This window comes from Streptococcus sp. 116-D4 (assembly GCF_009731465.1).
GTDB lineage: Bacteria > Bacillota > Bacilli > Lactobacillales > Streptococcaceae > Streptococcus > Streptococcus pseudopneumoniae_E.
The window spans coordinates 1,918,251-1,943,757 of the sequence record NZ_AP021887.1 but is presented as its reverse complement, the minus strand read 5'-3'; the positions used below and the strand labels follow the sequence as shown (position 1 = coordinate 1,943,757).

Below are 25,507 nucleotides of genomic sequence, written 5' to 3'. Positions count from 1 at the left end.
TACTTTTTCCTCCTTTACTATCTAAAGTTTAATGATAGACTTATTTTACCATAGATAGCAAGAATTTTCCACAAGCTGTGAAAAATAATCCACAATGTTAGCAAGTTTTATCCACAGGTTGGGGATAAAATCAGAAATTGTTGATTATTTAAGCTTTTGACTAAAAAAAACAGTGGATAACTTTGTGAGATAAAAAAATAAAAGAACAGCCTTATTTCAGGCTGTTGATAATTCTACTGTATTCTTCTTTGTTTGAGAAAGCAATAATAATTTTTCCACTATCTTTTTTAGACAGTTTGATTTCCACATCTAATCCGAGTAGTTTTTTTAACTGTTCTTCTTCATTTTGTATGAAATAATCATTTTTTTGCTGTTTCTTTTGTTTTTTCTCTGTCAGAAGAGCTTCTAACTTCCTTACAGAAATGTCTTCCTCTATGATTCGTTGAAAGAAATAGTCTTGTTGTTTCTTATTCAAGCCAACTAGCGAACGCGCATGTGCTTGTGATAGTTGGCCATTTTCTACTTCTGAGAGGATCTGTTCTGGCAAGGAAAGCAAGCGAATAGAGTTGCTGATATAAGGACGAGACTTGCCCATTTTATCTGCAATTTCAGCATGGGTAAATCCTTTCTCTATAAGAGATTCATAGGCGCGTGCTTCTTCTATTGGATTTAAATTTTCTCTTTGTAAATTTTCAATGATGGACTGGACCATCATTTCTTGGTCTGAGAGCTGTTTAACAACAGCTGGGATAGACGTTAGACCAGCTAAAAGTGAAGCCCGATAGCGTCTCTCTCCTGCAAGGATTTCATAACCAATAACAGGAGATTGACGAACAATAATCGGTTGAATGACCCCATTTTCTTTGATAGACTGTGCTAGTTCCTGTAGTTTTTCTCCATCAAATTCTTTTCGAGGTTGATAGGGATTTTTTTGTATATCTGTGATAGAAATCATTTCAAATTTTTCCATGATTCTACACTAACACATCTTTTCTCTTATGTAAAGTTTTCTTTACATAGATGTCAATTAAGATTCTAAATCACCTGAACTCTTGTCAAGTTTAATAGATGTAGTTTCTTCTTTACCGTTACGATAGTAAGTTATCTTAATGGTATCTCCGATAGAATGATTGTAAAGAGCACTTTGTAAGTCTGTTGATGAAGCAATCTCTTTGTCATCTACTTTTGTAATAACATCGTATTTTTCAAGGTGACCACTGGCAGGCATATTACTCTGCACAGAACGAACAACTACACCAGATGTTACATTGCTTGGAATATTCAGTCTTCTAATATCACTTGTATTAATATTTGAGAGATTGACCATTTGAATTCCCAATGCTGGACGAGTCACTTTTCCGTTCTTTTCTAACTGTTCAATAATATTGATAGCATCATTGGCAGGGATTGCAAAACCAAGACCTTCTACAGATGTTCCTCCATTTGTGGCAATTTTACTTGAGGTAATTCCGATAACCTGTCCTTGAATATTGATCAGTGGGCCACCAGAGTTACCTGGGTTAATAGCAGTATCAGTTTGGATGGCTTTTGTAGAAATGGCTTGCCCATCTTCAGATTTTAAAGATACATTTCGATTGAGACTAGATACGATACCTTGAGTGACAGTATTAGCATATTCAGAACCTAACGGGCTACCGATGGCAATAGCAGTTTCTCCTACGGTTAACTTGCTAGAATCACCAAACTCAGCTACTGTTGTCACTTTTTCTGAAGAGATTTTGACGACAGCAATATCAGAGAAAGTGTCCGCTCCGACAATTTCTCCGGGTACTTTAGTTCCATCTGACAAACGAATATCTACTTTGCTGGCGCCATTTATAACGTGATTGTTGGTGACAATATAAGCTTCTTTATCATTCTTTTTATAAATAACCCCAGATCCTTCACTAGAGATTTGCTGAGAATCAGTGTCAGTATCATCATTACCAAATACGCTATTTTGTCTGTTTGACGAATAAGTAATAACAGAAACAACAGCATCTTTTACTTTGTTAACAGCCTGTGTTGTTGAATTTTCGTTTTTATAGGCAGTTTGTGTAATAGTACTATTGTTGTTAGAGCTACTTGCACCACTTTTTTGAGTTAGTTGAGTTATTGAAAAACTACCCAAGGCACCGCTAATAAAGCTAATGACGATAACGACTAGTAATTGAAACCATTTTTTGTAAAATGTTTTTAGATGTTTCATATTTGTTTGCCTCCATTTATTTGAAATTACTGAAAGTATAAACTGACTAGCTTAATTATAACTTAAAAACAAAAGTTTTTCACAGATTGTGGATAACTTTCAAAAATCTGTGATTTTCTCGGCTAAAATTCACCTTTTATTTTGTGAATAAGATGTGAAAAAATAGAGAATATGTTAGAATAGAGTCATGAAAATTAAAGTTGTAACAGTTGGGAAACTGAAAGAAAAGTATTTAAAAGATGGTATTGCAGAGTATGTAAAACGAATTTCTCGATTTGCTAAGCTTGAAATGATTGAGCTAGCAGATGAAAAAACACCAGATAGGGCCAGTGAGTTAGAAAATCAAAAGATTTTAGAAATAGAAGGTCAGAGAATTTTATCAAAAGTTGGTGACCGTGATTTCGTTATTGTGTTAGCTATTGAAGGGAAAACTTTCTCCTCAGAAGAATTTAGTAAGCAGTTAGAAGAAGCTTCTATAAAAGGATTTTCTACTCTTACCTTTATTATTGGAGGGAGTCTGGGATTAGCACAGGATGTAAAAAAGAGAGCCAATCTCTCTGTTAGTTTTGGTCGTTTAACCTTGCCCCATCAGTTAATGAGACTAGTCCTTGTTGAACAAATCTATCGGGCTTTTACAATACAGCAGGGCTCGCCCTATCATAAATAGAAAATTGACTTTCAATTGAATTTTTGGTAGAATAGCTGTACTAGGTCTCATAGCTCAGCTGGATAGAGCATTCGCCTTCTAAGCGAACGGTCGCAGGTTCGAATCCTGCTGGGATCAATATAGTAGCAAAGCTGGGAATTTTCCCGGCTTTTTTCTTAAAAAAGTACACTTGGGGAGAAAAAAATGACAGTTGAGAGAATTTTATCTAAAATGAAATTCCATTTTGTATAATGGTTTTTGTAAGTTAGCTTACAAGAAAAAAACATTTTAGGAGATTTTATTATGAAAAACACGGTTAAATTGGAAAAGTTTGTAGCCTTGCAGGAAAAAGATTTGCAAAATATTAAAGGTGGGGAGATGAGGAAAATGAATGAAAAGTCCTTTAATATTTTTAGTTTATTTAGAAGAAGATAAAGGAGTAGAGAATGGATTTTTTTTCAGTAGTAGATTTTATATTATATTTTTTAATTATTAGTCACAGTTACCATTTAATTTGTAAAGGTCAAATAAATAGAAAAGAATTATGCTTTTTTGGTGTTTATACATTACTAGTAGGAACAATACTTGATCTTCCTTTTTATCTTCTATATTTAGATGGGTTAGGGATTGCAACATTTTTATTTCCTTTGGGCTTATATTCCTATTTTCGATGGAAGAAACAGTATGAGAGGGATAGAGGACTATTCCTAAGTTTACTACTAGCTCTTTTATATGAGAGCACTCATAACTTTCTGTCCGTAACTTTCTCCTCTATAACAGGAGACAATTTTGTTTTACAATACCATGACCCATTCTTTTTCGTTGTAACGGTGTTGACCTATGTCGTTATCGTTACAATCATTCGTTATTTCCATTTGGAACTAGCCTATTTTGACAAAGACTACCTCTATCCTTTCTTGAAAAAAATATTTTTTGCTTTACTATTGCTCCATATTGTATCTTTCGTTTCTGATATGGTAAGTACGGTTAAACATTTGAATAGTTTTGGAAGTATTTTATCATCTATCGTCTTTATTTCTCTCCTTTTGACCTTCTTTGCAATGAATTCGCATAAAGAACAAATGGAGAAAGAGATTGCGTTGAAGCAGAAGAAATTTGAACAGAGACATTTACAGAATTATACAGACGAAATTGTTGGCTTGTATAATGAAATCCGTGGTTTTCGACATGACTATGCTGGAATGCTTGTCAGCATGCAGATGGCAATTGACAGTGGTGATTTACAGGAAATTGACAGAGTTTACAATGAAGTTTTGGTCAAAGCTAATCATAAACTGCGTTCAGATAAGTACACTTACTTTGATTTGAACAACATAGAAGATTCAGCTTTAAGAAGTTTGGTTGCTCAGTCCATTGTCTATGCTCGAAATAATGGTGTAGAGTTTACACTTGAAGTAAAAGATACGATTACCAATCTACCAATTGAACTATTGGATTTAGTTCGTATTATGAGTGTTTTATTGAACAATGCTGTCGAAGGATCGGCTGATAGCTATAAAAAGCAGATGGAAGTAGCAGTTATTAAGATGGAAACTGAAACAGTTATTGTGATTCAGAATTCATGTAAAATGACGATGACTCCTTCAGGAGATCTATTTACTTTAGGATTCTCAACTAAGGGAAGAAATCGCGGAGTAGGCTTAAATAATGTGAAAGAACTACTAAATAAGTACAACAATATTATTTTAGAAACAGAGATGGAAGGCAGTACATTTAGACAAATTATTAGATTTAAGAGGGAATTTGAATGAAAGTTTTAATTTTAGAGGATGTTATTGAACATCAAGTGAGACTAGAGAGAATATTGGATGAAATTTCGAAAGAATCGAATATTCCAATATCATACAAGACAACGGGAAAAGTCCGTGAATTTGAAGAATATATTGAAAATGATGAAGTAAATCAGCTTTATTTCCTAGATATCGATATTCATGGAATTGAGAAAAAAGGATTTGAAGTGGCTCAACTCATTCGTCATTACAATCCTTACGCAATTATCGTCTTTATCACCAGTCGATCAGAGTTTGCGACTCTCACCTATAAATACCAGGTATCAGCCCTAGATTTTGTTGATAAGGATATCAATGATGAGTTATTTAAGAAGCGAATTGAGCAAAATATCTTCTACACGAAGAGTATGTTACTTGAAAATGAAGATGTGGTAGATTATTTTGACTACAATTATAAGGGAAATGATTTAAAAATTCCTTATCATGACATTCTGTATATTGAAACGACAGGAGTTTCTCATAAATTGCGCATTATTGGTAAGAATTTTGCAAAAGAGTTTTATGGTACCATGACAGATATTCAAGAAAAGGACAAACATACTCAGCGATTTTATTCCCCTCATAAGTCATTTTTGGTAAATATAGGCAATATCAGAGAAATTGATCGAAAAAACTTAGAAATTGTTTTCTATGAAGATCATCGCTGTCCTATTTCAAGGTTAAAAATTAGAAAATTAAAAGATATTCTAGAGAAAAAATCTCAAAAGTAATTGACAATTAGCAAGAAATTGATATAATGGTTATATCTGCTACAGATAAAAGGTCCGTTGGTCAAGGGGTTAAGACACCGCCTTTTCACGGCGGTAACACGGGTTCGAATCCCGTACGGACTATTTTATCCGCCATAGCTCAGTTGGTAGTAGCGCATGACTGTTAATCATGATGTCGTAGGTTCGAGTCCTACTGGCGGAGTATAGATAAAAGGGAACACAGTGTTGTTCCCTTTTTTGTATCAATTCGTATCACCAAGCATTTTCATAAGGAAGTCTGTTATTTCTTGAGGACTTTCTTTTTTTCCATGTGCAATCCAAGTTTGACAAACACCAAAAAGTGCGTGAGTTAGATAGATGCTACTGTATTCTAATTCAGTAGTATTGAGATTCAGTTGCATAAATCGCTTTTGTAAATCTATACTGAGCATGATATGAAGTTTATTTCGTAAGAAATTTTGGATTTCTTTGGTCCCATTTTCAGAAAGAAGGGCAGCCAGAAGTGGTTCTGACTCTAGATATTCAAATACTTCTAAAATAGCGTCTCTTTTGTGATGAGCATGTTTCTGAAAAATATATTCAAATGTATGAAATAGCTTGCTTTGATAATGCTCAATCATATCATACTTATCCTTATAGTGAGTATAGAAGCTGGAACGGCTAATTCCTGCTTTTTTTGCTAGCTTGACAGTAGAAATTTGATCAAATGGCTGTTCCATGAGTAATTGTACCATAGCATTTTCAATAGTTCGCTTTGTTTTTAAGCGTTTGTTACTTTCTTGCATATTTTCTCCTTGTAAACAAATTAGACTATATGTCTAAAAATGGATTTTTTATCTTGTAATTTAGATTTTTTAATGTATAATCTATTATATCAAAATTTTAGACAATATATTTAAAAAAGGAGAAACAATGTTTAAAGAATGGAAAGCAATTTTTAAAAAACCAACCTTTATTATTGTCATGATAGGGATTTCTCTTATTCCTGCTCTGTACAATATCATATTTTTATCCTCAATGTGGGATCCATATGGTCAATTGTCTGACTTACCTGTGGCAGTTGTCAATAATGATAAAGAGGCTTCCTATAATGGTAATAGCATGGCAATAGGAAAAGACATGGTGTCCAATTTAAAAGAAAATAAAAACCTGGATTTTCATTTTGTAGATGAAGAAGAAGGAAAGAAGGGATTGGAAGATGGTGATTACTATATGGTAGTGACTTTACCAAGTGATTTATCTGAAAAAGCCGCTTCTATTTTAACGGACCATCCAGAGCAAATGCAAATCGATTATCAGACTTCAAGTGGTCATAGCTTTATTGCAAGCAAGATGAGTGATTCTGCAATGACACAATTAAAGCAGAGTGTTTCTACCAATGTAACCGAGACCTATACTAAAGCTTTATTCAACAAAATGGTCGATTTAAAGGATGGTGTGAGTCAAGCAGCTTCTGGTAGTGAAAAATTAACTGACGGAGCGAATCAGTTAGTGACAGGAAGTCAAACCTTAACTACTAATCTACATTCTTTAGCAGATTCAAGTTTAACATTTTCAAATGGAACGGAGCAGTTTACTAAAGGATTATCCTCTTATGTCTCTGGTGTTGAACAACTTCATCTTGGCTTAGGGACTTTTAATAGTGGTTTAGTTACATATACTGGTGCAGTGAGCCAATTAGATAGCGGATTAGGTCAATTATCTTCTAAAAGTCCTGAATTAGTAGGAGGAATCAATCAACTATATACTGGTGTAGAGTCCTATACTGGCGGTGTTTCTCAGCTCAATGCTGGTCTTAATCAATTTTCATCTGGTGTTAGTGCTTATACAAGCGGAGTGGGAAATCTTGCAACAGGTGCTAATCAGTTATCCAATCAATCAGCTACACTTCGAATGGGTGTGGAGCAATTAAGTGAAGGAATTCAACAACTTTCTAGCAAGTTAGATGCTTCGTCTGAGCAAAAAGATCAAATTAATCAATTATCTTCTGGTTTGAATCAGTTAAATCAAGCTATTCAAAATATTGATGTTGGAGATACAAAACAATTAGATTCTGTTTTATCAAGTATAGCATCTCTTTCTAATCAAATGTTAGCAAGTGCTCAGTCTGATAAAGCGACTACATTAGCTAGTATTCAATCGACAGCAGCTTATCAATCATTGACAAGTGAGCAACAAGCTGAGATAAGCGCTTCTGTCTCTCAAAATTCGACTGCTAGTATTCAATCGGCTCAGTCAATTATAGCTTTAGTACAAGGTTTACAGGGAGGTTTGGAAAACTTACAAAATCAATCTTCAAATCTTTCGACATTACAAAATCAAGCTAATCAAGTATTACCGCTTGCTTCTACTTCTTTGACAGGATTGTCAAGTGGATTAACAGAAATACAGGGAGCAGTGACAAGTAAATTAGTTCCTGCTAGTCAGTCGATTGCATCAGGTGTAAATGCATATACTGCAGGTGTTGATAAAGTTTCTCAAGGTGCAAGTCAACTAAGTGAAAAGAATTCCACCTTGACAGGTAGTTTGAACCAATTAATTTCAGGCTCAACTACCTTGACACAAAAATCTTCTACCTTGACAGCAGGAGTTGGTCAATTAGTTGAAAAAACTCCAGAATTAGTGTCTGGTATTGAAAAATTATCAAATGGCTCCAATCAATTGAATCAAAAGAGTCAAGAATTGATAGCAGGAGTTGATAAATTGCAGTCAGGATCTAGTCAACTAGCTGACAAATCCAGTCAGTTAATTTCAGGTGCTTCTCAATTAGAAAGTGGTGCTAATAAATTGGCAGATGGATCTGGGAAATTAGCAGACGGTGGAACAAAGTTAACTTCTGGATTGGAAGGTTTACAGACAGGAGTTGCTTCTTTGGGACAAGGACTAAATAATGCTAGTGATCAGCTCAAATCAGCATCTACGGAATCTCAAAATGCAGAGATTTTATCAAATCCTCTCAGTCTTTCCAAAACAGACAATGATCAAGTTCCTGTAAATGGAGTTGCAATGGCTCCTTATATGATATCAGTTGCTCTTTTTGTTGCAGCAATATCAACGAATATGATTTTTGCGAAGTTGCCTTCAGGACGTCATCCAGAGAGCCGTTGGGCTTGGTTGAAATCTAGATCTGAAATAAATGGTATTATAGCTGTTTTAGCAGGAATTTTGGTATATGGAGGAGTTCATCTTATTGGTTTAACAGCAAATCATGAAATGAGAACCTTGTTCTTAATTATTATCGCAAGCTTAACATTTATGTCAATGGTAACTGCATTAACAACATGGAATAGCCGTATAGGAGCTTTCTTCTCACTTATTTTGCTTTTATTACAGTTGGCATCAAGTGCAGGTACTTATCCACTTGCCTTGACAAATGATTTCTTTAGAGCTATTAATCCCTGGTTACCAATGAGTTATTCAGTTTCGGGATTACGACAAACAATCTCTATGACAGGAAATATTCATCATCAAGTTATTTTCCTTGCTGTGACACTAGTACTGTTTATTGGTTTAGGTATGCTAGCCTATCAACCTCAGAAAATGGAAGAAGATTAAAAAAAATCGACCAACTGGTCGATTTTTTTATGTCTTAGATGACTTTCGTCTGTAATTATAGATTCCAAATAGTAAGAGAGAAGTAAAGGAACAGATTGCTCCAGTAATAAACCCATTTGGAATGAAGGAAAGTGTAATAGTTCCTTTCCCCTTGGGAACATCAACTTTCATAAATCCAGTTTGAGCTTGTTTAATTTCTACTTTCTTACCATCTTGGTAGGCAGACCAACCTTTGTCATAAGGAATGGTGAAAAAAATAGATGTATCTTGTTGGACATCATATCTAGCAAAAACCTTGTTTTTAGAAGTTGATACTGTTACAGGTTGCTCTTTAATTTTTTGAATGGCTTCAGTTAAAGTTTGGGTATCTAAACGATAGAAGGTAGGAGATTCAAATGATACTTGTGAATTTCCAGGGAAACTAACATTGATATTGAAATTTTTTTTCTCTTTTGTATAGCCTAGATTAAAGAAGGAGAAGACATTATCAGTTGTAAAAGTTTTCTTTTCTCCATTTACAAGGATGTCAACCTTTTTTTGTTTGTCATTAGAAAAGTGAAGGTTTGTGAAGGAAAGATAAACTTGACTGTTTTTTGGCACCTCAATTTGATACTGGATTGCTGCATCATCATTTGAAGAACTTGTAACACTAATCAAATCATCAGTATTTTCAGTTTTTTCATAAGATATTGGAGAAAAATAATCAAAATCGACGTTAGCAAGTTGATTTAAAAACGAGGTTTGGTTATCCAAAGTATGTTCATTGAACTTGACATCATTGTAAACAGATTGACTAGCAAAGGCAATCGGAAGAGAGAATTGATTTTCATATAGGGTAAGATTATCTTTTTGATAGATATCTTTAAAACCATACTTATCAATAAGTTTTTCTGAGATATTGTACTGAATTCCAAATAAACTATCAGCTAAAATACTATTATTGGCATATCGGAGATTGAGATTAGTACCAGAGGATTTAAATCCAAGTTTATCTAAAGTAGAGCTTGCTGAACGATTTCGAACAGATGAAAATTGAGAGATTCCATTATAGTTGAATTTCATACTGTCATTTCCTGTCTGAGTCTCTAGTTTCTCAGTACGAGTAAATTGATTTCCAATATATGTTGAGAAAAATTCCATAGCTGGGATATCTCGATTATATGCACTTCGAGAAGCAAAACCCCATTCTTTGGCAATTCCGTCCATTTGAGATGAAGCATTTAAACTTATTTCAACCATTATAAATAAAGAGATTAGAATGGCAAACAGATTCACAGAGATGAACTTTTTAATAACTGCAAGGAGTAAAAGAGAATAGACAACCAAAAATTCAAGAGTAAGCAGAATATTCAAATCTGTTAAAAAAGAATAATGTGATTTTAGATAGATAGTAGCTAAAAAACCTGATACTAGAAGAAAAAGCGAAACTAAAAAATTCCAGACTTTAAGTTCTCTAAGACGATTTAAGACTTCTGCTGCTGTGTAAATTAACAAGGTAGAGAAAATCCAAGCATAGCGATGTAAAAACATATTTGGAGTATGCATACCTTGCCAAAATAAATCAAGAGCTTCAAGATAAAAGCTTGCAATTAGAAATGTAAAGAGGATTGCATAGATAAGTTTCACGTGAAACTTAATGGATTTCATCGTAAAAAATAAAATGGTTAAAATAAAGGGAAGTAGTCCGACAAAAATCATTGGGATGGCCCCATACTTTGTTGTATCAAAGGAACCAACAAATTGCTTAGCAAAAAGATCAAGATACCAGCTACTTTCAGTTTGAAACTTTGTAACTTCAGTCAATTTTTCCCCATGTGTCTGTAAATCAAATAGAGTAGGAAGAGTCAGAATCAAACTAGCCATACCAGCTAAAAAGGAGGTCACAACAAAATCAAGAAAAGATGATTTTCGAGTCTTAAAGTCCCACGAAAGTTGACAGAGATACCAGAAAATAAGAAACACTGCTGTCATATAGCCAAAATAATAATTTTGAATAAACAAAATTGACAGACTTGTAAAGTACAATAGGAATTTCTTTTTAGTGATAAGTAGCTGTAAACCAGTGATAATTAAAGGAATTAAGATAAAAACATCTAGCCAGGTTTTGATCTCTAATTGACTGACAGAGAAACTCATCAGAGCATAGGAAGTAGATAAAGTTAGTTTTAAAGTCTTAGGAATCGATTGAAATAATTTATTTAAACTAAAGTAAGTTGACAGTCCAATCAATCCAAATTTTAAGAGAGTTGTCAGATAGACAGCATCTGGCATATTCGATAGATTAAAAAAGTAAACTAGAGGTGAGAGGAAACTTCCCAAGTAATAACTAGATAGGGCATAGAAATTTAGTCCGAGGCCACTTGTAAAGGTGTAAAATAGACTACCATTTCCATGTAGGATATTTCCTAAAGCTACATCAAAAATAACGTATTGATGAAAGCCATCTCCTAATAAAGGTGAAGTATCACTATTCCAGTAGATACCTTGAGAAAGATAGACCCCGAACATAATCATTAGGGGAATGATGAAAGAAATAAGATAGGTCCAATAGTTTCTGAAAAATGTTTTCATGTTACCTCATAGAATGTTAGAAAACTCAGTTGGTTAACCCAACTGAGTTTTAAAGTATTATTTAGTCTTTCCAAAGTTCTTTAACTTTTGCTTGTACTTCTGTATTTTCTAGGAATTCATCATAAGTTTCATCGATACGATCGATGACGCCATCTTTTGACAAGACAATAATGTGGTTAGCCAATGTTTGAATGAATTCATGGTCATGGCTGGCAAAAATGATAGATTCTTTGAAGCTTTTCAATCCATCGTTCAAACTTGAAATAGATTCCAAATCCAAGTGATTGGTTGGATCGTCAAGTACTAGAACATTTGATTTCAAAAGCATGAGTTTCGATAGCATGACACGAACTTTTTCTCCCCCTGACAAGACGTTGACAGGTTTGTTAACCTCATCTCCAGAGAAGAGCATACGGCCTAGGAAGCCACGTAGGAAAGTATTGTCATCTTCTTCTTTACTTGCAAATTGTCGCAACCAGTCAAGAATAGATTCACCCCCAGCAAAATCAGCTGAATTGTCTTTTGGTAAGTAAGAACGACTAGTTGTAACTCCCCACTTGACAGTTCCTTCATAGTCGATATCACCCATAATAGCACGGATGAGAGCAGTTGTTTGGATATCGTTTTGTCCGATAAGAGCTGTCTTGTCACCTGGACGCAAGATGAAGCTGATGTTGTCAAGAATAGTTTCGCCATCAATCTTGACAGATAGATTTTCTACTGTCAAGAGATCGTTACCGATTTCTCGTTCAGCTTTAAAGTTGATAAATGGATATTTACGACTAGATGGCACAATTTCTTCAAGTTCAATCTTATCAAGCATTTTTTTACGTGATGTTGCTTGTCTTGATTTAGAAGCATTAGCAGAGAATCGAGCAACGAATTCTTGGAGTTGCTTAATTTTTTCTTCTGCTTTTGCATTACGGTCTGATAGCAATTTAGCAGCAAGCTCAGAAGATTCTTTCCAGAAATCGTAGTTTCCGACATAGAGTTTGATTTTTCCAAAATCAAGGTCGGCCATGTGAGTACATACTTTGTTTAAGAAGTGACGGTCATGGGATACGACAATAACGGTATTATCAAAGTCAATCAAGAAATCTTCTAACCAAGTAATAGATTGGATGTCTAAACCGTTGGTTGGCTCGTCTAGGAGAAGAACATCTGGTTTACCAAACAAGGCTTTAGCAAGGAGAACTTTCACTTTATCTCCATTTGCTAGTTCACTCATATTTTGGTAATGAAGATCTTCAGGGATATTCAAGTTTTGCAAGAGTTGTGAAGCTTCACTCTCAGCTTCCCAACCACCTAGTTCAGCAAATTCTCCTTCAAGCTCAGCTGCACGAACTCCATCTTCATCAGTAAAGTCAGCTTTCATATAGATAGCATCTTTTTCTTTCATGATGTTGTATAGTTTTTCATTACCCATGATAACAACATCAATAACACGTTCATCCTCATAGTCAAAGTGATTTTGACGAAGCACAGAAAGACGTTCATCAGGTCCAAGAGAAACATGACCAGTTGTAGGTTCGATATCACCAGCTAAGATTTTTAAAAATGTTGATTTACCTGCACCGTTAGCACCAATTAAACCATAGGTGTTTCCTTCTGTAAATTTGATGTTGACCTCATCAAAAAGTTTGCGATCACTAAAACGTAGTGAAACATCAGATACTGTAAGCAATGTTTTTCTCCTATTATATGTAATACTCTAATTCTACTAGAAAATCAGCAAATATTCAAATTTTTATCTGTCAATTTTGTGTAAATTAGATTTACAGTGTTCTTTACACGAATCTGTAAATAGCAAGACTGATTTATTTTGATAAATTCCGGTTATTTCATTAAAAAAATGCTATAATTGAAGGGACCATATCGAAGGAGAATAAAATGACTAAACCCATTATTTTAACAGGAGACCGTCCAACAGGAAAATTGCATATTGGACATTATGTTGGAAGTCTCAAAAATCGAGTATTGTTGCAGGAAGAGGATAAGTATGATATGTTTGTGTTCCTGGCCGACCAACAAGCCTTGACAGATCATGCCAAAGATCCTCAAACCATTGTAGAGTCTATCGGAAATGTGGCTTTGGATTACCTTGCAGTTGGATTGGATCCAAGTAAATCAACTATCTTTATTCAAAGCCAGATTCCAGAGTTGGCTGAGTTGTCTATGTATTATATGAATCTAGTTTCATTAGCTCGTTTGGAGCGTAATCCAACTGTCAAGACAGAAATTGCTCAAAAAGGATTTGGAGAAAGCATTCCTACAGGATTCTTGGTTTACCCAATCGCTCAAGCAGCTGACATCACAGCTTTTAAGGCTAATTATGTTCCTGTTGGGACAGATCAGAAACCAATGATTGAGCAAACTCGCGAGATTGCTCGTTCTTTTAACAATGCATATAACTGTGATGTCTTGGTGGAACCGGAAGGTATTTATCCAGAAAATGAAAGAGCAGGGCGTTTACCTGGTTTAGATGGAAATGCTAAAATGTCTAAATCACTCAATAACGGTATTTATTTAGCTGATGATGCGGATACTTTGCGTAAAAAAGTAATGAGTATGTATACAGATCCAGATCATATTCGCGTTGAGGATCCAGGTAAAATTGAAGGAAATATGGTTTTCCATTATCTAGATGTTTTTGGTCGTCCAGAAGATGCTCAAGAAATTGCTGACATGAAAGAACACTATCAACGTGGTGGTCTTGGTGATGTGAAGACCAAGCGTTATCTACTTGAAATATTAGAACGTGAACTGGGTCCTATTCGTGAGCGCCGTATTGAATTTGCTAAGGATATGGGAGAAGTTTATAATATGCTTCAAAAAGGTAGTGAAAGAGCGCGTGAAGTTGCAGGTCAAACCCTATCTGAGGTTAAAGGAGCAATGGGTCTTCATTACTTTAATTAAGTGTATTTTACAAGAAACTATCATTTCTATGTCAAAGAAAAGATAGTTTTTTATTTACCCCTGTAACATTTGACAAATTTTTATAGAATGGTATGATAGATACAATATAAAAAGCGTCAAGCTCAAAAAGAAAGAAAAGAGGAAACTTCGAATGTCTAATTGGGACACTAAATTTTTGAAAAAAGGTTTTACCTTTGATGATGTATTGCTTATTCCAGCTGAAAGTCATGTGTTGCCTAACGATGCAGATTTAACAACTAAATTGGCAGATAATTTGACTTTAAATGTCCCAATTATTACCGCTGCTATGGACACAGTTACAGAGAGTCAAATGGCTATTGCTATTGCTCGTGCAGGTGGTCTCGGAGTTATCCATAAAAACATGTCAATTGCTCAACAAGCAGACGAGGTTCGCAAGGTAAAACGTTCTGAAAATGGTGTTATTATTGATCCGTTCTTCTTGACCCCTGAACATACAATTGCTGAAGCTGATGAGCTTATGGGACGTTACCGTATCAGTGGTGTTCCAGTTGTTGAAACACTTGAAAATCGTAAATTAGTTGGTATTTTGACAAACCGAGATCTTCGTTTTATTTCAGATTATAACCAACCAATCTCAAACCATATGACTAGTGAAAATCTTGTTACTGCTCCTGTGGGTACAGACCTTGCAACAGCTGAGAACATCCTTCAAGAACACCGTATTGAAAAGCTTCCCTTGGTAGATGAAGAAGGTCGTCTTTCTGGTTTGATTACGATTAAAGATATTGAAAAAGTAATTGAATTTCCAAATGCTGCTAAAGATGAGTTTGGACGTCTTCTAGTTGCTGGTGCGGTAGGTGTAACTTCTGATACTTTTGAACGTGCTGAAGCTCTTTTTGAAGCGGGCGCAGATGCAATTGTCATCGATACAGCACATGGACACTCAGCGGGTGTGCTTCGTAAAATCGCTGAAATCCGTGCTCATTTCCCGGATCGTACACTGATTGCTGGGAACATCGCTACTGCTGAAGGTGCGCGTGCCCTTTATGATGCAGGTGTTGACGTTGTTAAAGTCGGTATTGGCCCAGGTTCAATCTGTACAACTCGTGTGATTGCTGGTGTTGGTGTTCCTCAAGTAACAGCTATCTACGATGCAGCAGCTGTTGCACGTGAATATGGCAAAACGATTATCGCTGATGGCGGAATCAAGTATTCTGGAGATATTGTAAAAGCACTTGCTGCAGGTGGAAATGCTGTTATGCTTGGATCTATGTTTGCTGGGACTGATGAAGCTCCAGGAGAAACTGAAATTTTCCAAGGACGTAAATTCAAGACTTACCGTGGTATGGGTTCAATCGCTGCTATGAAGAAGGGTTCAAGCGACCGTTACTTCCAAGGTTCTATCAATGAAGCAAACAAACTCGTTCCAGAAGGAATTGAAGGTCGTGTTGCTTATAAAGGAGCGGCAGCTGATATCGTTTTCCAAATGATTGGTGGTATTCGATCTGGTATGGGTTACTGTGGTGCAGCTAGCCTTAAAGAACTACACGATAATGCTCAATTTATTGAAATGTCTGGTGCTGGTTTGAAAGAAAGCCATCCTCATGATGTACAAATTACTAATGAGGCACCAAATTATTCTATGTAAAAATATCGTAAAAGAACTCCCGTGAGAACAGGAGTTCTTTTACGATATTGTCAACTTCAATTTACAGTAACTTTACCATCCTGAATAGTGAATATACTTAGATTTTCTGGTAGATTCTGAAGATGATCTAAGCTGGTTGTTGTAATAAAGGTTTGGATTGAATGAGAAATCGTTTCTAATAATTTTAGTTGTCTAGTATTGTCAAGTTCGCTCATAACATCGTCAAGCAGTAATATAGGAGATTCTGTAGTAATACTTTCCATTAATTCGATTTCTGCTAATTTTATCGAGAGGACGAGACTACGATGTTGACCTTGACTTCCAAAACTAGCATCCATCCCATTTATATAAAAAGAAATGTCATCCCGATGAGGACCAACACCAGTGTTCTTTTTAAATAAATCTCTGGACCGACTTTTTTCTAAAGCAATTTTGAAAGATTCGGATAAGTATTCTTTGTCAGTTAGCTTGACAGAAGATTGATAGGTTATTGACAACTCTTCAATCTGATTAGATAATTCAAAATGTTTCTTATACCCAAAATACTCTAGTTTTTTTATGAAATCTAAACGGTGATTCATTACACGACATCCATAATCGACTAGCTGATCATCTAGTACTGAAAGGAAGGTTTCATCTATTTTTTGAGCTGATTTTAGATAAGTGTTCCTTTGTTTTAGGATGTGGTTATAATTGGTTAAATCTGATAAATAGATGGGCTTAATTTGCCCAAGCTCCATATCAATGAATTTTCGTCGAACCGAAGGTGCTCCTTTAATTAGTTGTAAATCTTCAGGAGCAAATAAGACAACATTCATGTGTCCGACATAATCTGAAAGTCGTGCCTGTTTTAAGTGATTAACTTTTGTTACACGGCCTTTTTGCGTTAGTTCAATTTCGAGAGGAATGGATCCCGTTTTTTTCTGAACAAGACCTGAAAGATGAAGTTGTTCCTCATCAAAATGAATGAGATTTTTATCTGTTCGAGTTCGATGACTACGTGTTAAGGCTAAAAAATAGATAGCCTCTAACATATTTGTTTTACCTTGTGCATTGCGTCCTAAAAAGACATTTAATTTAGGATTAAAGTCTATTTTCGTCTCTTTGTAGTTACGAAAAGTTTTGAGAGATAGGTGTTGTAGCCACATGATTATCTACCAGGGAATCGCGGAGCTTGTTTGCTTTTGGGTGATGAAGTAGGTTTAGAGTTGTCTTTTTTAATTCCTTTATTCATCTCCTTGACAAGTTTAGCGATTCGTTCTTTTTCAACTTTATCAGCTTGGTATTCCTCTTGCTCCTCAGAAGTAGGTTGTGTCAACAAGATGTCAATATTCATGTCAGGGATGTCAATTTTATCTCCGATACGAAGTTTTTTACCACGACGACTCTCTAATTCCCCATTAAAGTAAACAGAATGTTCAGAGAGAAATGATTTGATAGCTCCGCCACTATGTGTAATTCCAAGTTCTTTGAGTAGTGCTTGGAGGGTAATAAATTCTTCAAATAATTTGTATTCCATAATTCACCTCAATCTTTGGTATTATATCATATTTTCCTAAAAATAGTGAGAGAAACAGGGAGGAATGTAAGCGATTTTTATTTCAAAAGTGTTACAGAGAACAAGAAAATTTCAGGTTTTCGTGATATAATAGAAGTCTGTATATAAGGAGGTAAATCATGGAGTTAGTGCATGGAATTTCAACACATTTTATCCAATCAAAAAAGTTTAAAACGAACAAAATCACCGTGCGTTTTACCGCTCCATTATCTCTTGATACGATTGCAGGTCGCATGTTGAGTGCGAGTATGCTAGAGACTGCTAATCAGATGTACCCCACTTCTCAAGATTTGAGAAAACATTTGGCCAATCTATACGGTACAGATATGTCAACCAATTGTTTCAGAAGAGGGCAAAGTCATATTGTAGAATTGACATTTACCTATGTTCGTGATGAGTTTTTAAGTAGGAAAAATGTTCTAACTTCTCAGGTTTTGGAACTAGTAAAAGAAACTCTTTTTTCACCCATGCTAGTTGATGATGGATTTGATCCGTCCTTATTTGAAATTGAGAAAAAGCAATTGCTAGCAAGTTTAGCAGCTGATATGGATGATTCTTTTTATTTCGCACATAAAGAATTGGATAAATTATTTTTTTATGATGAACGTATCCAATTGGAATATAGTGATTTGCGAAATCGTATTTTAGCTGAAACTCCACAAAGTTCTTATTCTTGTTTTAAAGAATTTTTGGCCAATGATCGAATAGATTTCTTTTTCCTAGGTGATTTTAATGAGATCGAAATTCAAAATGTATTAGAATCATTTGACTTTAAAGGTCGAGAAGGAGATGTGAAGGTTCAGTATTGTCAACCTTATTCCAATATACTTCAGGAAGGTATGGTTCGGAAAAATGTGGGACAATCCATTTTGGAATTAGGCTATCATTGCCCTTCTGAATATGGTGATGAGCAACATTTACCCATGATTGTAATGAATGGTTTACTTGGTGGATTTGCTCACTCTAAATTATTTACAAATGTACGTGAAAATGCTGGATTGGCTTACACTATTTCAAGTCAGTTCGATGTGTTTAGTGGATTCTTGAGGATGTATGCTGGTATCAATCGAGAAAATCGAAACCAGACTCGTAAAATGATGAATAATCAACTTCTTGATTTAAAAAAAGGATATTTTACAGAGCTTGAGCTAGAGCAGACCAAGGAAATGATTCGTCGGTCTTTGTTACTTTCTCAAGATAATCAAAGTTCATTGATTGAACGTGCTTATCAAAATGCTTTACTTGGGAAATCTTCAGCAGACTTTAAAGGTTGGATTGCAAAACTCGAGCAAGTTGACAAAGATGCTATTTGTAGAGCAGCTAATAATGTGAAACTACAGGCGATTTACTTTATGGAAGGAATAGAATGACAAAGGTTGTTTTTGAAGAAAAATACTATCCAGCTGTAAAAGAAATGGTTTATCGAACTCGTTTGTCAAATGGATTGACAGTTGCTCTTTTGCCTAAAAAGGAATTTAAAGAGGTTTACGGGAGTGTAACTGTACAGTTTGGTTCGGTAGATATGCTTGTCACAGAAGTTGACGGAGATGTAAAAGAATATCCTGCAGGAATTGCTCATTTTCTTGAACATAAATTATTTGAAAGAGAAGATTCTGGTGATTTGATGTCGGCTTTTACGAGTCTAGGTGCAGATAGTAATGCCTTTACAAGTTTTACAAAAACAAGTTATCTTTTTTCAGCAACGGATCATTTTTTAGAAAATTTAGACTTACTTGATGAATTGGTAACATCAGCACACTTTACTGAAGATTCTATTTTAAGAGAGCAGGATATTATTCAGCAAGAACGAGAAATGTATCAAGATGATCCAGATTCGTGTTTATTCTTTTCAACTTTAGCGAATTTGTATCCTGGAACACCTTTAGCAACTGATATAGTTGGTAGTGAGGAGTCCATTTCCCAAATCAATCTAATTAATTTGAAAGACAATTTTACAAGGTTTTACAAGCCTGTAAACATGTCTCTGTTTTTAGTTGGCAATTTTGAAGTGGAGCAAGTACAGGACTATTTTGAAAGAAAAGAATTGAAAGATTTAGATGTTCAGGGAGTGGTAAGAGAAAAAATTGTTTTACAGGATGTAAAGCAAACAGAAAGTATGAGAATGGAAGTATCTTCTCCCAAACTAGCGATTGGGATTAGAGGGAAGCGAGAAGTTGCTGAGACGGATTGCTATCGACATCATATTTTATTAAAATTATTGTTTACAATGATGTTTTGTTGGACCTCGGATCGTTTTCAAAAATTATATGAATCAGGTAAAATAGATGCTTCTTTATCTCTTGAAATTGAAGTAACAAGTCGCTTTCATTTTGTCATATTGACAATGGATACAAAAGAGCCAGTTGCTTTATCTCATCAGTTTAGGAAAGCTATTTGTAATTTTGCAAAGGATTTAGATATTACAGAGGATCATTTAGATATTATAAAAAGAGAGATGTTTGGAGAATTTTTTAGTAGCATGAACTCTCTTGAATTTATTGCAACGCAATATGATGCTTTTGAAAATGGTGAGACAATTTTTGATTTGCCGAAAATTTTACAGGAAATTACTTTAGAGGATGTCCTTGATGCTGGACACCATTTAATAGATGATGGTGATATAGTTGATTTTACAATATTTCCATCGTAGTAACCTATCATAGTAGACACTAGAAAGAAGGGATGACAAGTATGAGGAAAAAAACAATTGGTGAGGTTTTACGATTAGCTAGAATCAATCAGGGATTGAGTTTAGATGAATTGCAGAAAAAAACAGAAATTCAGTTGGATATGTTGGAGGCAATGGAAGCTGATGATTTTGATCAACTTCCTAGTCCATTTTATGCTCGTTCTTTTTTACGAAAGTATGCGTGGGCAGTTGAGCTAGATGAGAGAATTGTCTTGGATGCTTATGATTCTGGTAGCATGATTACTTATGAGGAAGTAGATGTTGATCAAGAGGAGTTAACAGGCAGGAGACGTTCAAGTAAGAAAAATAGGACATCATTTTTACCTTTATTTTACTTTATACTCTTTGCCCTATCGATTGTCATTTTTGTGACTTACTATGTTTGGAACTATATTCAAACTCAACCTGAGCGTTCATCTGCGTCTAGTTATAGTGTAGTCCAAGCAACAAGCTCGACTAGTTCTGTAACTCCATCCTCAAGCAGTAGCTCATCTAGTAGTTCTTCGAATATGGAACCAGCTATAACGGTATCAGGTGAAGGAAATATAGTAGAAGTTGCTTATAAAACGAGCAAGGAAACTGCAAAATTACAATTATCAGTCTCAGATGCTAGAAGTTGGGTTAGTGTTTCAGAAAGTGATCTTGAGGGTGGTGTGACCTTATCACAGGATAATAAAAGTGCGGAGACAACAGTTTCAACAAAAAATCCTGTGACCATTACCTTAGGTGTTGTTAAAGGAGTTACCTTAACAGTAGATAATCAGACTGTTGACTTATCGAAATTAACAGCTCAGACTGGAAAAATCACTCTAACCTTTACTAAAAATTAAGGAAAAACGAATGAAAAAAGAACAAATTCCAAATCTCTTAACAATAGGTCGAATTCTTTTTATACCTATTTTTATCTTTATTTTAACGATAGGGAATTCGCTAGAGAGTCATATAGTAGCAGCTATTATCTTTGCTATTGCCAGTATTACCGACTATTTAGATGGATATTTAGCTCGTAAATGGAGTGTGGTTAGCAACTTTGGGAAGTTTGCAGATCCAATGGCGGATAAGTTGCTAGTTATGTCGGCTTTTATCATGTTGATTGAGTTGGGTATGGCTCCGGCTTGGATTGTTGCAGTAATCATCTGTCGTGAGTTGGCTGTGACAGGTTTAAGACTTTTATTGGTTGAAACTGGTGGAACAGTTTTAGCAGCAGCCATGCCTGGAAAAATTAAAACTTTTAGTCAGATGTTTGCCATTATTTTCTTGCTATTACATTGGACTTTGCTTGGTCAAGTTCTACTTTATGTAGCCTTGTTTTTCACTATCTACTCTGGCTATGATTATTTCAAGGGTAGTGCCTATGTATTTAAAGGGACATTTGGTTCGAAATGAAATCAGTAATTGATGTAAAAAATCTTTCTTTTCGCTATAAGGAAAGTCAGGAATACTATGATGTGAAGGATATTACGTTTCACGTGAAACGTGGAGAATGGCTTTCGATTGTGGGGCATAATGGTAGTGGTAAATCAACTACTGTCCGATTAATTGATGGCTTATTGGAAGCGGAGTCTGGAGAGATTGTAATAGATGGCCAACGGCTGACTGAGGAAAATGTTTGGAATATACGTCGTCAAATCGGTATGGTTTTTCAAAATCCAGATAATCAATTTGTTGGAGCGACTGTTGAAGATGATGTTGCCTTTGGTTTGGAAAATCAAGGTCTTTCTCGTCAAGAAATGAAAAAGAGAGTGGAAGAAGCTCTGGATTTGGTTGGCATGTTGGACTTTAAAAAGAGAGAGCCGGCGCGTCTATCAGGTGGCCAAAAGCAACGTGTAGCTATTGCAGGTGTCGTAGCCCTAAGACCAGCTATTTTAATCTTAGATGAAGCAACAAGTATGTTGGATCCTGAGGGGCGTAGAGAACTGATTGAGACAGTAAAAGAAATTCGAAAAGACTATGATATGACGGTCATTTCCATCACACATGATTTGGAAGAAGTTGCCATGAGTGACCGCGTATTGATCATGAAAAAAGGGGAAATTGAATCAACTAGTAGTCCAAGGGAGCTTTTCTCTCGAAATGATTTGGATCAAATTGGATTAGACGATCCTTTTGCTAATCAATTAAAACATTCTTTGAGCCAGAATGGCTATGATTTACCTGAAAATTATTTGACAGAAAGTGAGCTAGAGGATAAGCTATGGGAATTGCTCTAGAAAATGTGAATTTTACCTATCAAGAAGGGACTCCCCTAGCTTCAACAGCTTTGTCGGATGTTTCTTTGACGATTGAAGATGGTTCTTATACGGCTTTAATTGGACACACAGGTAGTGGTAAATCAACTATTTTACAACTCTTAAATGGTTTATTGGTGCCAAGTCAAGGGAGCGTAAGAGTTTTTGACACCTTAATCACCTCGACTTCTAAAAATAAAGATATTCGTCAAATTAGAAAACAGGTTGGCTTGGTATTTCAGTTTGCTGAAAATCAGATCTTTGAAGAAACGGTTTTGAAAGATGTTGCTTTTGGACCGCAAAATTTTGGAGTTTCTGAAGAAGATGCGGAGCAGATTGCACGTAAGAAACTGGCTCTTGTTGGAATTGATGAATCACTTTTTGATCGTAGTCCGTTTGAGCTGTCAGGTGGACAAATGAGACGTGTTGCCATTGCAGGTATACTTGCCATGGAGCCAGCTATATTAGTCTTAGATGAACCCACAGCAGGCCTGGACCCTCTGGGAAGAAAAGAGTTGATGAATTTGTTCAAAAAACTCCACCAGTCAGGGATGACCATTGTCTTGGTGACGCATTTGATGGATGATGTTGCTGAATATGCGAATCAAGTCTATGTGATGGAAAAGGGAAGTTTAGTTAAGGGTGGTAAACCAAGTGATGTCTTTCAAGATGTTGTCTTTATGGAAGAAGTGCAGCTGGGAGTACCTAAAATTACAGCCTTTTGTAAACGATTGGCTGATAGAGGCGTGTCATTTAAACGATTACCGATTAAGATAGAGGAGTTCAAGGAGTCGCTAAATGGATAGTATGATTTTGGGGCGTTATATCCCAGGGGATTCGATTGTTCACCGATTGGATCCGCGTAGTAAATTACTTGCTATGATGCTACTGATTTTGATCGTTTTTTGGGCTAATAATCCTTTGACGAATCTAATTCTTTTTATAGCGACAGGGATATTTATTGCCTTGTCAGGAATATCTCTTTCATTTTTTATTCAGGGCTTGAAATCTATGTTTTTCTTGATTGCCTTCACAACTATTTTTCAACTATTTTTCATTTCTAATGGGAATGTTTTATTTGAGTTTTCGTTTGTGAGAATCACAGATTATGCTTTGCAACAAGCTGGGATTATTTTTTGTCGCTTTGTATTGATTATTTTCTATTCAACTTTGCTAACCTTAACGACCATGCCCTTAAGTTTGGCATCAGCTGTCGAAGCTCTATTAGCGCCTTTAAAGCGTGTGAAAGTTCCAGTTCATGAAATTGGTTTGATGCTGTCTATGAGTTTGCGTTTTGTCCCAACCTTGATGGATGATACGACGCGGATTATGAATGCACAGAAAGCGCGTGGAGTGGATTTTGGTGAAGGAAACATTGTTCAAAAGGTGAAGGCGATGATTCCCATATTGATTCCTCTTTTTGCGACAAGTTTAAAACGTGCGGATTCCTTGGCTATCGCCATGGAAGCGCGTGGTTATCAGGGGGGAAAAGGCAGAAGTCAATACCGACAACTGAAATGGACTCGAAAGGATACGCTGACCATTCTTGTTATTATCGTACTTGGTTGTTGCTTATTTTTCTTAAAATCTTAGTAGCTTTCCGGAATTGATAAAAAGTTACTGTAACAGTTTTTGATATAAAGGTAGGGATATGAACCGTTTTAAAAAATCAAAATATGTCATTATTGTTTTTGTCACTGTTCTGCTTGTGTCAGCTCTCTTAGCGACGACTTATTCAAGTACAATTGTGACAAAATTAGGAGATGGAATCTCATTGGTTGATAGAGTTGTACAAAAACCTTTTCAGTGGTTTGATTCTGTCAAATCAGATTTGGCTCATTTGACACAAACTTATAATGAAAATGAAAGTTTGAAGAAACAGATTTACCAATTAGAAGTTAAATCAAATGAGGCGGAAAGTTTGAAGACAGAAAATGAACAATTGCGCCAATTGCTTGATATGAAGTCCAAGTTGCAAGCTACAAAGACCTTAGCAGCAGATGTCATTATGCGTTCTCCGGTATCTTGGAAGCAGGAATTGACCTTGAATGTAGGCAAATCAAAAGGGGCTTCTGAAAATATGTTAGCCATTGCAAATGGTGGTTTGATTGGGAGTGTTTCAAAAGTAGAGGAGAATTCTACTATGGTCAACCTTCTGACAAATACGGAAAATGCTGATAAGATTTCTGTTAAAATTCAACATGGTTCTACTACAATTTATGGGATTATTGTTGGCTATGACAAGGAAAATGAAGTTCTTAAAATCAGCCAATTAAATAGTAGTAGCGATATTAGTGCGGGTGATAAGGTGACCACTGGTGGATTAGGAAACTTTAACGTTGCTGATATTCCTGTTGGTGAAGTGGTTACCACAACGCATAGTACGGACTACTTGGCACGAGAAGTAACTGTTAAATTGAGTGCAGATACTCATAATGTAAGTGTGATAGAATTAGTGGAGAATTCATAATGAGACAGTTGAAGCGGGTCGGAGTATTTTTATTGCTTCCTTTCTTTGTTCTAATTGATGCTCATATTAGTCAACTTCTGGGCTCATTTTTTCCCCACGAGCAGTTGGTTAGTCATTTTCTATTTTTGTTTCTCTTATTTGAGACGATTGAAGTATCAGAGTACTTCTACTTAGCTTATTGTTTTGTAGTTGGTTTGATTTATGATATTTACTTTTTCCACTTGATAGGGATTGCGACTCTGTTATTCGTCTTGTTGGGGGTATTTCTTCATAAATTTAATAGCGTTATTTTATTGAATCGTTGGACGAGAATGTTGGCAATTATTGTCATGACTTTTCTATTTGAGATGGGAGCTTATATACTTGCATTAGTGGTAGGTTTAACTGTGGATAGTATGTCTTTATTTATAGTCTATAGTTTAGTGCCATCAATGATTTTGAACCTTATATGGATGATTATTTTTCAGTTTATTTTTGAAAAATTTTATCTATAAGAAAGACACAAAAATGTAAC

General features: G+C 35.4%; 23 protein-coding genes and 3 tRNA genes. 19 read left to right on the top strand and 7 right to left on the bottom strand.

Annotation, left to right across the window (positions count from 1 at the left end; all coding sequences use genetic code 11):
- Nucleotides 1-211: 211 nt before the first annotated feature.
- Entirely contained in the window at nucleotides 212-970 is a 759-nt protein-coding gene (locus tag UKS_RS09680) for a ParB/RepB/Spo0J family partition protein (RefSeq protein ID WP_156013002.1), read from the bottom strand.
- Between the two features lie 57 nt (nucleotides 971-1,027).
- Entirely contained in the window at nucleotides 1,028-2,209 is a 1,182-nt protein-coding gene (locus UKS_RS09675; protein WP_156013000.1) for a S1C family serine protease, read from the bottom strand.
- 187 nt (nucleotides 2,210-2,396) lie between these two features.
- Between UKS_RS09675 and rlmH the strand changes: the two genes are divergently transcribed.
- The 7 genes from rlmH (at nucleotide 2,397) to UKS_RS09640 (ending at nucleotide 5,578) form a co-directional block, all read left to right on the top strand.
- Entirely contained in the window at nucleotides 2,397-2,876 is a 480-nt protein-coding gene (gene rlmH / locus UKS_RS09670) for a 23S rRNA (pseudouridine(1915)-N(3))-methyltransferase RlmH (protein WP_049496558.1), read from the top strand.
- Between the two features lie 43 nt (nucleotides 2,877-2,919).
- Nucleotides 2,920-2,993: transfer RNA gene (locus tag UKS_RS09665), tRNA-Arg, on the top strand.
- A 165-nt stretch (nucleotides 2,994-3,158) separates the two neighbouring features.
- Nucleotides 3,159-3,290, top strand: a complete 132-nt coding sequence (comC, locus tag UKS_RS09660; RefSeq protein ID WP_156012998.1) for a competence-stimulating peptide ComC — start codon at nucleotides 3,159-3,161, stop codon at nucleotides 3,288-3,290.
- Between the two features lie 11 nt (nucleotides 3,291-3,301).
- Nucleotides 3,302-4,627, top strand: a complete 1,326-nt coding sequence (comD, locus tag UKS_RS09655) for a competence system sensor histidine kinase ComD (protein ID WP_156012996.1) — start codon at nucleotides 3,302-3,304, stop codon at nucleotides 4,625-4,627.
- Entirely contained in the window at nucleotides 4,624-5,376 is a 753-nt protein-coding gene (comE, locus tag UKS_RS09650; RefSeq protein ID WP_000866062.1) for a competence system response regulator transcription factor ComE, read from the top strand. Before comD ends, comE begins: the two co-directional genes overlap by 4 nt.
- 51 nt (nucleotides 5,377-5,427) lie before the next feature.
- A tRNA-Glu gene (locus UKS_RS09645) sits at nucleotides 5,428-5,499 on the top strand.
- A 5-nt stretch (nucleotides 5,500-5,504) separates the two neighbouring features.
- A tRNA-Asn gene (locus UKS_RS09640) sits at nucleotides 5,505-5,578 on the top strand.
- Nucleotides 5,579-5,618: 40 nt separating this feature from the next.
- Here UKS_RS09640 and UKS_RS09635 read toward each other — a convergent pair.
- Complete coding sequence (locus UKS_RS09635; RefSeq protein ID WP_156012995.1) at nucleotides 5,619-6,161, bottom strand: TetR/AcrR family transcriptional regulator; 543 nt, start codon at nucleotides 6,159-6,161, stop codon at nucleotides 5,619-5,621.
- Between the two features lie 127 nt (nucleotides 6,162-6,288).
- On the opposite strand from UKS_RS09635, the gene UKS_RS09630 reads away from it, so the two are divergent.
- Nucleotides 6,289-8,931, top strand: coding sequence for a YhgE/Pip domain-containing protein (locus UKS_RS09630; protein ID WP_156012993.1), 2,643 nt, complete (start codon nucleotides 6,289-6,291; stop codon nucleotides 8,929-8,931).
- A 27-nt stretch (nucleotides 8,932-8,958) separates the two neighbouring features.
- Here UKS_RS09630 and UKS_RS09625 read toward each other — a convergent pair whose 3' ends face one another.
- Complete coding sequence (locus UKS_RS09625; RefSeq protein WP_156012992.1) at nucleotides 8,959-11,502, bottom strand: YfhO family protein; 2,544 nt, start codon at nucleotides 11,500-11,502, stop codon at nucleotides 8,959-8,961.
- 61 nt (nucleotides 11,503-11,563) lie between these two features.
- Entirely contained in the window at nucleotides 11,564-13,186 is a 1,623-nt protein-coding gene (locus UKS_RS09620) for an ATP-binding cassette domain-containing protein (protein WP_156012990.1), read from the bottom strand.
- Nucleotides 13,187-13,392: 206 nt separating this feature from the next.
- On the opposite strand from UKS_RS09620, the gene trpS reads away from it, so the two are divergent.
- Nucleotides 13,393-14,418, top strand: coding sequence for a tryptophan--tRNA ligase (trpS, locus tag UKS_RS09615; protein ID WP_156012988.1), 1,026 nt, complete (start codon nucleotides 13,393-13,395; stop codon nucleotides 14,416-14,418).
- A 151-nt stretch (nucleotides 14,419-14,569) separates the two neighbouring features.
- The gene (gene guaB / locus UKS_RS09610) at nucleotides 14,570-16,048 is read left to right on the top strand and encodes an IMP dehydrogenase (protein ID WP_049494689.1); all 1,479 of its coding nucleotides are present in this window, start codon (nucleotides 14,570-14,572) and stop codon (nucleotides 16,046-16,048) included.
- 56 nt (nucleotides 16,049-16,104) lie between these two features.
- Here guaB and recF read toward each other — a convergent pair whose 3' ends face one another.
- Both recF and yaaA read right to left on the bottom strand, forming a co-directional pair.
- Nucleotides 16,105-17,196, bottom strand: a complete 1,092-nt coding sequence (recF, locus tag UKS_RS09605) for a DNA replication/repair protein RecF (RefSeq protein WP_156012986.1) — start codon at nucleotides 17,194-17,196, stop codon at nucleotides 16,105-16,107.
- 2 nt (nucleotides 17,197-17,198) lie between these two features.
- Nucleotides 17,199-17,567, bottom strand: a complete 369-nt coding sequence (yaaA, locus tag UKS_RS09600) for a S4 domain-containing protein YaaA (RefSeq protein ID WP_156012984.1) — start codon at nucleotides 17,565-17,567, stop codon at nucleotides 17,199-17,201.
- 158 nt (nucleotides 17,568-17,725) lie between these two features.
- Between yaaA and yfmF the strand changes: the two genes are divergently transcribed.
- From yfmF to mreD, 9 genes are read left to right on the top strand one after another with little or no spacing between them, the layout of a single operon-like run.
- Complete coding sequence (gene yfmF, locus UKS_RS09595; RefSeq protein WP_156012982.1) at nucleotides 17,726-18,976, top strand: EF-P 5-aminopentanol modification-associated protein YfmF; 1,251 nt, start codon at nucleotides 17,726-17,728, stop codon at nucleotides 18,974-18,976.
- Nucleotides 18,973-20,256 (top strand): EF-P 5-aminopentanol modification-associated protein YfmH, encoded by a 1,284-nt coding sequence (yfmH, locus tag UKS_RS09590; protein WP_156012980.1) that lies wholly within the window; start codon nucleotides 18,973-18,975, stop codon nucleotides 20,254-20,256. The genes yfmF and yfmH overlap by 4 nt, the downstream gene beginning before the upstream one ends.
- Before the next feature lie 41 nt (nucleotides 20,257-20,297).
- Entirely contained in the window at nucleotides 20,298-21,125 is an 828-nt protein-coding gene (gene rodZ / locus UKS_RS09585) for a cytoskeleton protein RodZ (protein WP_156012978.1), read from the top strand.
- A gap of 10 nt (nucleotides 21,126-21,135) precedes the next feature.
- Nucleotides 21,136-21,681: a CDP-diacylglycerol--glycerol-3-phosphate 3-phosphatidyltransferase gene (gene pgsA, locus UKS_RS09580; protein ID WP_061589682.1), complete on the top strand. Its 546-nt coding sequence runs from the start codon at nucleotides 21,136-21,138 to the stop codon at nucleotides 21,679-21,681.
- Complete coding sequence (locus UKS_RS09575) at nucleotides 21,678-22,505, top strand: energy-coupling factor ABC transporter ATP-binding protein (RefSeq protein WP_156012976.1); 828 nt, start codon at nucleotides 21,678-21,680, stop codon at nucleotides 22,503-22,505. Before pgsA ends, UKS_RS09575 begins: the two co-directional genes overlap by 4 nt.
- Complete coding sequence (locus UKS_RS09570; RefSeq protein WP_156012974.1) at nucleotides 22,490-23,329, top strand: energy-coupling factor transporter ATPase; 840 nt, start codon at nucleotides 22,490-22,492, stop codon at nucleotides 23,327-23,329. The genes UKS_RS09575 and UKS_RS09570 overlap by 16 nt, the downstream gene beginning before the upstream one ends.
- A complete protein-coding gene (locus tag UKS_RS09565; protein WP_156012972.1) occupies nucleotides 23,322-24,116 on the top strand; it encodes an energy-coupling factor transporter transmembrane component T family protein in 795 nt (264 codons plus the stop codon). The genes UKS_RS09570 and UKS_RS09565 overlap by 8 nt, the downstream gene beginning before the upstream one ends.
- 58 nt (nucleotides 24,117-24,174) lie before the next feature.
- The gene (gene mreC, locus UKS_RS09560) at nucleotides 24,175-24,993 is read left to right on the top strand and encodes a rod shape-determining protein MreC (protein ID WP_049494707.1); all 819 of its coding nucleotides are present in this window, start codon (nucleotides 24,175-24,177) and stop codon (nucleotides 24,991-24,993) included.
- Entirely contained in the window at nucleotides 24,993-25,487 is a 495-nt protein-coding gene (mreD, locus tag UKS_RS09555; RefSeq protein WP_049494708.1) for a rod shape-determining protein MreD, read from the top strand. Before mreC ends, mreD begins: the two co-directional genes overlap by 1 nt.
- Nucleotides 25,488-25,507 lie beyond the last annotated feature (20 nt).